This is a genomic window from Microvirga aerilata, assembly GCF_016743775.1.
GTDB classification, from domain to species: Bacteria; Pseudomonadota; Alphaproteobacteria; order Rhizobiales; family Beijerinckiaceae; genus Microvirga; species Microvirga aerilata.
The window spans coordinates 106,351-115,420 of record NZ_JAEQMY010000016.1 but is presented as its reverse complement, the minus strand read 5'-3'; the positions used below and the strand labels follow the sequence as shown (position 1 = coordinate 115,420).

Genomic DNA, 9,070 nt, shown 5'->3' with positions numbered 1-9,070 from the left:
GAGGCGGCGCGTGTGGATGCTCTCCACGAGGCGGGCCTGCCCTTCGGGTCCGTAGCTTTCCCACTGGCGCTGGGTGGCCGGGTTCGACAGAACGAACCCGGGCGCCACGCTGTTCACTGTGACGCCGAAGGGGCCGAGCTCGAAGCTGAGCTGCTTCGTCAGGCCGACGAGCGCGTGCTTGGAAGCCGTATAAGCCTGGATGCCGGTGAGGCTCGGGCGAAGGCCGGCGCCGGACGAGATGTTGACAATGCGGCCGAACTTCTCCCGCTTCATGTGCGGGGCCACCGCCTGGGAGCACCAGAAGGCGCCATGCACATTGGCCTCGAAGAGAACGAGCCAGTCCTGCTCGCTCACCTCCTCGATGGGTCTCGCCACCTGGCCGCGGACGCCTCCGGCGCAATTGACCAGAATGTCGATGCCTCCAAGGGACTCGGCCATCTCGTCGAAGACGCGGCCGACGGCGGCGCGGTCGGCAAGGTCGAGGGTGCGCGTGGCCTTGGCCCCAGCGTCGGCCGCGACGCGCAGGCCGGCCTCATCGAGATCGAGCGCCCAGACCTGGGCGCCTTCCGCGGCGAGCGACTGCACGATGGTGCGTCCGATGCCTTGAGCCGCTCCGGTGACCGCAACACGGCGATTGGCGAAATCGAGATTCATGATGCCAGCATTTCGTCGAGAGTGGACCAGGATTGTTCGCGCCGCCCATCCTCGATGTCGTGGATCAGGGCGACGAGCCTGCCGATGGCAGGGGTGGCGATGCCGGCTTCCTGGCCCAGGGTCGCGATGATGGCGATCTGAGCGTCGACCTCGGTCTTGCGCTTGCGCACGGCAAGATCCCGCCAGATGCCCGAATGGGTCTTGGCCGTGTGCCGGTTGAACTCCGCCATGTCGGCCACCGAGCGGCGCGCGGCGGCCTCGTCGGCTCCCGGCATGAAGGCGTCGGGGTTAAAGCCGTTGAAGCCCAGAGGCTTCACGCCCCGCGCTTTCGCCACCGCCATGACCTCCCGGCCAAGGCGGTGATAGACCGGGAAATGGCGCTCGGATGCGAGGTTCTCGGACATGGAGGCGTTGGTGAGCGCGGTGGCGAAGAGCAGCGAGCCGTAGCCGAGCTTGCCCCAGAGATAGCCCCAGATGTTGTCCGTGAGCACCGCCTTGGGCTCGAAGATCGAGAGCAGGCGGTGGTAGTCGTGCACCGCATCGGTCGCCTGCCCGTCGAGGCCGCCGACCGCGACGGCGGCGCGGTTGCCGAACAGGATGCGGCCCGGCTCCAGCCAATCCGCGCCGAAATTCACGAAGCAGCCCACGGTGCGCTCCGCGCCGATCTCCTCGGCGATGACGATTTCGTTCAACCCGTTCTGCGCGGACAGCACGGTGCCGTCGTCGGCGAGATGCGGTTTCAAGGCCCGCACGGCCTCACGGGTATGGTGCGCCTTGACGGCCAGGATGATGCGCTTGAACCGGCCCGTCACCTCGGCCGGCGTTGCCGCCCGGACCTCTTGGCGGAAGGCTTCGACGGGACCTTCGATGAAAAGGCCGTCGCGCTTCATGGCGTCCACATGCGGCTCGACGATGTCGACGAGCAGCACGTCCTCGCCTGCGCGGGCGAGGTAGGCGCCGAGCGTCCCGCCGATGGCGCCTGCGCCCCAGATCAGAATCGTGTTCTCGTTCATTTACCAGGTCTCGATCAAGGCACGGGTTTCGTCGATGGCCACCGACCAGATGGCGTTCATGTCCCCGTCGGAGCGCTGGTAGCGGCCGCCGAAGTTGCCGTCGCAGAGGATCTCGCGAACGCCTTCCGGTCCGAAGGTGCGCATGCGGTCGAGATCGACCATGGGCTTCTGGTGGTCCGGCTGCGCGATGCCGGGCAGGCGGGTCCAGGGGAAGTTCTCCATCCAGGAGGCGTGCGACGCCACCGGGTCGATCTCCTTCACCTTCTCGAAGGTGCGCGGCGCGTTCCACCAGTTGTGGAATTTCACGCGGCAATCCGGGTTCTCGCCCATCCACTCGATGGCGGCCGTGTGGCCCGGCGTGTTGCCGCCATGGCCGTTGACGAACAGGATGCGGCGAAAGCCCGTGCGGCGTAAGGAATCGAGAATATCGGTGATGATGCGCAGATAGGTTTCCGCCTTGAGGGAGACGGTGCCCGGATAGGCCATGAAATAGGGCGTGATGCCATAGGCCTGCACGGGAAACACGGGAACGCCCGTAGGCTCGGCCGCCTCAAGGGCAACGCGCTCGGCCAGAATGCTGTCCACGGACAGGCTGAGATAGGCATGCTGCTCCGTGCAGCCGAGCGGAACGACGGCGCGATCATCTGTCTTCAGGTATTCTTCCACCTGAAGCCAGTTCATCTCACTGATTTTCATGAAGGCTCTTCCTCTTGCGGATTGATGGACGAGCGCAGGCGCTCGATCACGGGCAGCAACGTGGCGCGAATCGCATGCGGATCGGGCACGTAGCGGAATTCCATGGCCTGGCGATCAGGCGGAAGCAGCTGCCTGACGGTGGCTTCCGCGCCGCTGGCATAGATGGCCACATCGACCTGCGCGAGAAATGCCGCGAGATCGGGGGCGGTGATCAGGCGCACGTCGACGGCCGAGACGTGAGGCGCAAAGCGCAGCACGCCGGGCTTCATCAGCGCGGTGAACTCGGGGAAGATCGAGATGATCCCGATGCGGGCCATCGGGTCGATCATCGCAAGCTGCGCCCGCGTCTCCTCGGACGGGATGAAGCTCAAGCCCACGACCGGTATGCCGCTGGGCACGAGGTGCTCGACCTCGCCGCGGCGGTGGGCCAGGGTCACGCAGATATCGCAGGGCAGGGGGAAGGCCTCGCCCGCATGCAGGGCATCCACCGTCGTCACCACGATGGAATCGCCCGGACCGATATGCTCCTGAATGCGGTTCGCGTATTGCTGCGTCGTCTCGACGAAGTTGCCCACCATGACGAGGCGCACGGGCCGGGACATCGTCCGCCCGCGCGCCGCGCGCGCGTTCACCAGCGACGAAACGACCGATGGCGCGAGGCCGAGCTGTTCTGCTTCATTGAAGAGCATTTCGATACGGCGCTGGATCTTTCGGATGGCATTGGAGCGCAGGCCGTCGCTGTTGTGTCCATCCCCCACATAGGTGCCCGCTCCGGGCTTCGCCTCGATGAGGCCGGCCTCGCGCAGCTCCCGGTACACCGTCGCAACCGTCATATGCGCAATGCCGGCCCGGTCCGCCAACTCCCGGACCGAGGGCAGCCGCTGCCCGGTGGGCAGCTCGCCAAGGGCAATGCCGAACTCGATCAACCCGCGCAGCTGAACGCCCAGCGGCACCGGAAGCGAGCGGTCCAGCGCAGCAGCAAGATTGGCCAGGATGCGCTCTTCAGGCGTCTGTTCTGGGACAACATAACAGCTGCTATCATAAGCATCAGGGGTTGGTTGAGGTTTAGGCGCTGCCTTGTTGACTTTTCTAAACAGAGTGACCTACCGTTCTAATCGATAAGAACACCTTGGACGAAAAGCCAGGGCCTTAGCAAGAGGGGAAGTGAATTGAAACAAATGTTCAAACTCGGCGGATCGCTCGCTGCAGCTCTCGTCCTTGGAACCGCCCTCGGTGGCGCGGTCTCGGCCCAAACACTGACCATGGGCCTGCGGGCAGGCCCCGACTCCATCGACCCGCACTGGTCTACCCTGGGCAGCCAGGCCGAGACCCTGCGCCACATCTTCGACACCCTCGTCATGTCGGACGAGAATCTGGGCCTGAAGCCGGGTCTGGCGACCTCGTGGAAGCCCATCGACGAAACGACCTGGGAGTTCAAGATCCGCGAGGGCGTGAAATTCCATGACGGGTCCGAGCTGACGGCCGAGGACGTGAAGTTCTCGATCGACCGCATTCCGGTGGTCACCGGCCCCATGAGCATGACCATCTACACGAAGCAGGTTGCGGAGACGAAGGTCGCCGACAAGTACACCCTGCATGTGAAGACGAAGTCTCCCGCGCCGACCCTGCCGAACGACTTCATCCGCCTCTTCGTCGTGGCGAAGTCCATCGGCATGGAGGCTCGCAACGAGCAGTTCAACTCCGGCAAGGCTGCCATCGGCACTGGTCCGTACAAGTTCGTCTCATGGGAGCCGAAAGGTGACTTCGTGGTCGAGCGCTTCGACGGCTACTGGGGCGCCAAGCAGCACTGGCAGAAGGTCGTCCGTAAGGAGATCCCGAGCGATCCGGCCCGCATGGCGGCGTTGAAGTCCGGTCAGGTCGATCTCGTGAACTACGTGCCGGCCACCGACTATGCGGCGATGCAGAAGGACAAGTCGGTCGACACCTTCGTGGCCGACTCGGTGTACTTCCTGAACCTCACGCCCAACGTGAAGGAAACCCTGCCCAAAAAGGTGAAGGTGGACGGCAAGGAGATCGACGCCAACCCGCTGCGCGACCCCAAGGTGCGTGAGGCCATGGACCTCGCCATCGACCGCAAGACCCTCGTACGCGTCGTGCTCGAAGGCCTGGGCCGCCCGGCCAACCAACTGATGCCGGCCAACTTCTTCGGCGGCAACAAGAACCTGCCGGAGAAGCCCTACGACCTGGCCAAGGCGAAGCAGCTTCTCGCCGATGCCGGCTACCCGAAGGGCTTCGAGATCGACTTCCACTGCACCAACAATCGCCTGCCCGGTGATGCGGCGGTGTGCGAAGCGCTCTCGCAGATGTGGGCCCGCGCCGGCCTGAAGGTGAACGCCAACGCCCTCAACGGCACGGTGTTCTTCCCGGCTCAGCAGAAGGGCGAGTTCTCCCTGTGGATGAGCGGCTGGGGCACACTGACGGGCGAGGCGAGCTACACCTACGGCTCCCTGGTGCACACGGCCGACCCGCAGATCGGTCTCGGCGCCTTCAATAAGCAGGGCTACTCCAATCCTGAAGTGGACAAGCTGCTCCAGGAAGGAAGCCGCACCATGGACGACGCGAAGCGCCGCGCCCTGTTCGAGAAGGTGACGGAAGTGTCCATGAACGACCGGGCCCTGATCCCGACCGTTCAGATCCAGACCGTCTGGGCCGCCAAGAAGGGCATGCTGACCATCCCGCCGCGGGTGGACCAGGAAACCCTGGCCTACGAGATCAAGCCGAAGAGCTGATCCTTACAAAATGCCGGCCAGGAATCCTGGCCGGAATGGTCCGGAGGGAAGCCCGTTTCCCTCCGGATTCTTTGATCCGTTACATTCCATGCAAGAGACAGCATGATCGGTTTTCTTATTCAGCGCATTCTGCAGGCGCTCATGGTCGTGATCGCCATGTCGATCATCGTGTTCCTTGGCGTCTACGCCATCGGCAACCCGATCGACGTGATGATCGACCCCGCATCCGACCAGGCCCTGCGCGAGGCGCTGATCCAGCGCTATGGCTTCGACCGCCCCCTGATCGAGCAGTACTTCGTGTTCATGAGCAACATGCTGCACGGGGATCTCGGCGAGTCCTTCATCTACCGGCTGCCCGTGCTGGGCCTCATCATGTCGCGCCTTCCGGCAACGCTGGAGCTGGCGCTGACCGCCATGCTGATCGCCACCTGCCTCGGCATCCCCTTGGGGTTGTGGGCAGGCTACAAGCCTGACTCGCTTTCCGCCAAAGCCATCATGGGCTTCTCGGTTCTCGGGTTCAGCGTCCCCAGCTTCTGGGTCGGGCTGCTGCTCATCATGGTGTTCGCCGTGGAGCTCGGCTGGCTGCCTTCGGGCGGCCGCGGGCCGACCACCGAGGTGCTCGGCATGAACCTGTCGATCACCTCGCTCGAAGGCTGGAGCCACATCCTCCTGCCGGCGCTCAACCTCGCCCTGTTCAAGCTCGGCCTGCTCATTCGCCTGACGCGTGCCGGAACGGTCGAGGTGATGAGCTCCGATTATGTGCGCTTCGCCCGTGCCCAGGGGCTGTCCGAGGGCAAGGTCGTCGGCCTGCACGTGCTCAAGAACATCTCGATCCCCATCGTCACCGTGTTCGGCCTCGAGCTCGGCTCGACGCTCGCCTTCGCGGTGGTCACCGAGACGGTGTTCAACTGGCCCGGCATGGGCAAGCTGATCATCGACTCGATCACCGTGCTCGACCGTCCCGTGATGGTGGCCTACCTCATCCTCGTGGTCTTCCTCTTCGTCATGATCAATCTCGTCGTCGATCTCATCTACGGACAGCTCGATCCGCGCATTCGCGTAAAGGCAGCGTCATGAGCAGTTCTCCCGCCCTGGCGGCTCCCGTCGAAACAGGCTCGATCCGGCTTGCCAACTTCTGGTCGGATTACAAGCGCAGCCCCGTTGCCGTCGCGGCCCTGATCGTTGTGGTCGCCGTCGTCCTCATGGCCGTGCTCGCGCCTTTCGTGGCCCCGCAGGATCCCTACAACCAGGAAACGCTCGACCTGTTCGATGCGCGTCTCGAGCCGGGCGAAACCGGTTCGGGCGGCTACGTCCATTGGCTCGGCACCGATGCCGCGGGCCGGGACATCTTCTCGGCCATCCTTTTCGGGCTGCGCACGAGCCTCATCGTCGGCGTCATGGCCGGCACCTTCGCCCTGGTGCTCGGCACGACGGTGGGCCTCATTGCCGCCTATTACGGCGGACGGATCGAGGCCATCATCATGCGCATCATCGACCTGCAGCTCTCGCTGCCGGCGATCCTGCTGGCGCTGGTGCTCGTCGCCATGCTGGGGCAGGGGCTGATGCAGCTCGTCGCCGCCCTGGTTGCGGCCCAATACGCCTACTTTGCCCGCACCACCCATGGCGCGGCAAGCGCCGAGCGACGGAAGGACTACATCGAGGCGGCGCTTTCCACGCCGCTTCCCGCCCGTCATGTGCTGTTCCGCCATCTATTGCCGAACGCGCTGCCGCCCCTGATCGTGGTGGCGACCGTGCAGGTGGCGAACTCCATCGCGCTTGAGGCGACTCTGTCGTTCCTGGGCCTTGGTCTTCCGATCACCCAGCCCTCGCTGGGCTCGCTCATTTCCAACGGCTTCCAGTTCCTGCTGTCGGGCCGCTACTGGATCTCGATCTATCCCGGCATTGCCCTGATGCTGACCGTCGTTGCCATCAATCTCGTGGGCGACCAGGTTCGCAGCGTCCTGAACCCGAGGAACAGCCGATGAGCGATGCCGTTCTTCGCGTCAACAATCTCCAGACGCAATTCCAGACACGGGCCGGCGTCCTGAAGGCGGTCGACGGCGTCAGCTTCGAGGTCGCCCGCGGACGCATCCTCGGCCTCGTCGGCGAGTCCGGTTCCGGCAAGAGCGTGACGGGCTACTCGATCCTGGGCCTGATCGAAGCTCCCGGCAAAGTGGCAGGCGGCGAAATCATCCTGAACGGTCAGGACATTACCCGCCTGAAGGGCGAGGCGATGCGCCGGGTGAGGGGCGCCCAGATCGCCATGGTCTTCCAGGACCCGATGATGACGCTCAATCCGGTGCTCAAGATCGGAACGCAGATGATCGCGGCGGTGCGGGCCCATGCCCGGGTCTCGCGCAAGGCGGCCCGCGCAAGGGCCCGGGACGCGCTGGCCAAGGTGGGCATCCCGAGCCCCGAGGAGCGTCTCGATGCCTATCCGCATCAGCTCTCCGGCGGCATGCGTCAGCGGGTGGCGATCGCAACTGCCCTTCTGCACAGCCCGGCCGTCATCATCGCCGACGAGCCGACGACGGCCCTCGACGTGTCGATCCAGGGCCAGATCCTGGCCGAGGTGCGCCGCCTTGCGGACGAGACCGGCACGGCCTTCGTGTGGGTGACGCACGATCTCGCGGTGGTGTCGAGCCTCGCCGACGACATCTGCGTCATGTATGCGGGCCGCGTGGTGGAGAGCGGTCCGGCGGATTCCGTCATCGCCTCGCCGCGGCATCCCTACACGGCTGGCCTCCTCGCATCGGTTCCGGCCGAGCACGAGCCGGGAACCCGGCTTCCGCAGGTTCCAGGTTCGACGCCTTCCTTGGCCAATCTGCCTTCAGGCTGCGCCTTTGCGCCCCGCTGCGCCAAGGCGGGCCCTGCCTGCACGACCACGCCGCCCGTCCAGCATTTCGAAGATGGACGCACCGCCCTTTGTCATTACCCGATCGAGCCCGTTTCATGCCCTCCGCTCTCCTTGACATCGACCACGTATCGAAGCGCTTCGTAAAGCGCCCCAATCTGGGCGAGCGCATTGCGGGCCTGCTCGGTGCAGGCCAGAAGTCCGAGATCGTTCGGGCGGTGACGGATGTGAGCCTCACGGTTGCCAAGGGCGAGGTCGTGGGCCTCGTGGGCGAGTCAGGCTGCGGCAAGTCCACCCTCGGGCGCATGATCGCGGGCATCTACACGCCGAGCGACGGCAAGATCCTGTTCGGCAACGCGCCGGTCGCCAAAGTGCAGGGGCGGCGCACGCAGAAACTGACGACCCGCGTTCAGATGATCCACCAGGATCCCTTCGCGAGCCTCAACCCGCGCATCCGCATCGGCGATACGGTGGCGGAAGGCCCCGTGGCCCATAACATCGTCAAGGGCCGGGACGCCGACGCCTACGTGGCCGACATGCTCGGGCGCGTGGGGCTCGATCCGGGCTACCGCAGACGCTTTCCGCATCAGTTCTCCGGCGGCCAGCGGCAGCGCATCGCCATTGCCCGTGCATTGGCCATGAAGCCGGATCTTCTCGTGCTCGACGAGCCCGTGGCGTCCCTCGACGTGTCGATCCAGGCTCAGGTGCTCAACCTGTTCATGGATCTGCGCCAGGACCTCGACCTCACCGGCGTTTTCATCAGCCATGATCTGGGCGTGGTGCGGCACGTGTCCGACCGGGTCGCGATCATGTATCTCGGCCGCATCGTCGAGCTGGCGCCCACCGCCGAGCTCTACGCCAAGCCGAACCATCCCTATACCCGCGCGCTGTTCGAGAGCGTTCCGCGCGTCGGCGTGGGGCGCAAGGATTTTCGCCCGATTGCCGGCGAGATCCCGTCGCCGCTCAATCCGCCGAGCGGATGCCACTTCCACCCCCGGTGTCCTTTTGCCGGCCCGCGCTGCAAGCGCGAGGCGCCGCCGCTCGCCGCCATCGGCCCCGGCCGCTTCTCGGCCTGCCATCTCAACACCGGTGGAACCGAGTGA

9 protein-coding genes are annotated in these 9,070 nt (G+C 65.2%); 5 read left to right on the top strand and 4 right to left on the bottom strand.

Annotated features, from left to right (window positions below; translation table 11 throughout):
• The 4 genes from JKG68_RS13610 to JKG68_RS13595 form a co-directional block, all read right to left on the bottom strand.
• On the bottom strand, positions 1 to 654 hold a 654-nt coding region (locus tag JKG68_RS13610), incomplete at its 3' end, for an SDR family NAD(P)-dependent oxidoreductase (protein WP_202060265.1).
• A complete protein-coding gene (locus JKG68_RS13605; RefSeq protein WP_202060263.1) occupies positions 651 to 1,667 on the bottom strand; it encodes a ketopantoate reductase family protein in 1,017 nt (338 codons plus the stop codon). The genes JKG68_RS13610 and JKG68_RS13605, both read right to left, overlap by 4 nt.
• The gene (locus JKG68_RS13600) at positions 1,668 to 2,363 is read right to left on the bottom strand and encodes a creatininase family protein (protein ID WP_202060262.1); all 696 of its coding nucleotides are present in this window, start codon (positions 2,361 to 2,363) and stop codon (positions 1,668 to 1,670) included. It lies immediately after the preceding gene.
• Positions 2,360 to 3,316 carry a GntR family transcriptional regulator gene (locus JKG68_RS13595; protein ID WP_202060260.1) on the bottom strand — a complete coding sequence of 319 codons (957 nt, stop codon included), beginning with the start codon at positions 3,314 to 3,316 and terminating at the stop codon, positions 2,360 to 2,362. The genes JKG68_RS13600 and JKG68_RS13595 overlap by 4 nt, the downstream gene beginning before the upstream one ends.
• A 225-nt stretch (positions 3,317 to 3,541) precedes the next feature.
• On the opposite strand from JKG68_RS13595, the gene JKG68_RS13590 reads away from it, so the two are divergent.
• The 5 genes from JKG68_RS13590 (at position 3,542) to JKG68_RS13570 (ending at position 9,070) form a co-directional block, all read left to right on the top strand.
• Positions 3,542 to 5,113, top strand: coding sequence for an ABC transporter substrate-binding protein (locus JKG68_RS13590; RefSeq protein ID WP_246515410.1), 1,572 nt, complete (start codon positions 3,542 to 3,544; stop codon positions 5,111 to 5,113).
• A gap of 102 nt (positions 5,114 to 5,215) precedes the next feature.
• Positions 5,216 to 6,190, top strand: a complete 975-nt coding sequence (locus JKG68_RS13585) for an ABC transporter permease (RefSeq protein WP_202060256.1) — start codon at positions 5,216 to 5,218, stop codon at positions 6,188 to 6,190.
• Complete coding sequence (locus JKG68_RS13580) at positions 6,187 to 7,098, top strand: ABC transporter permease (protein ID WP_202060254.1); 912 nt, start codon at positions 6,187 to 6,189, stop codon at positions 7,096 to 7,098. The genes JKG68_RS13585 and JKG68_RS13580 overlap by 4 nt, the downstream gene beginning before the upstream one ends.
• Positions 7,095 to 8,114, top strand: coding sequence for an ABC transporter ATP-binding protein (locus tag JKG68_RS13575; protein WP_202060251.1), 1,020 nt, complete (start codon positions 7,095 to 7,097; stop codon positions 8,112 to 8,114). Before JKG68_RS13580 ends, JKG68_RS13575 begins: the two co-directional genes overlap by 4 nt.
• On the top strand, positions 8,066 to 9,070 hold the full coding sequence (locus tag JKG68_RS13570) for an ABC transporter ATP-binding protein (protein WP_202060249.1): 1,005 nt from the start codon (positions 8,066 to 8,068) through the stop codon (positions 9,068 to 9,070). Before JKG68_RS13575 ends, JKG68_RS13570 begins: the two co-directional genes overlap by 49 nt.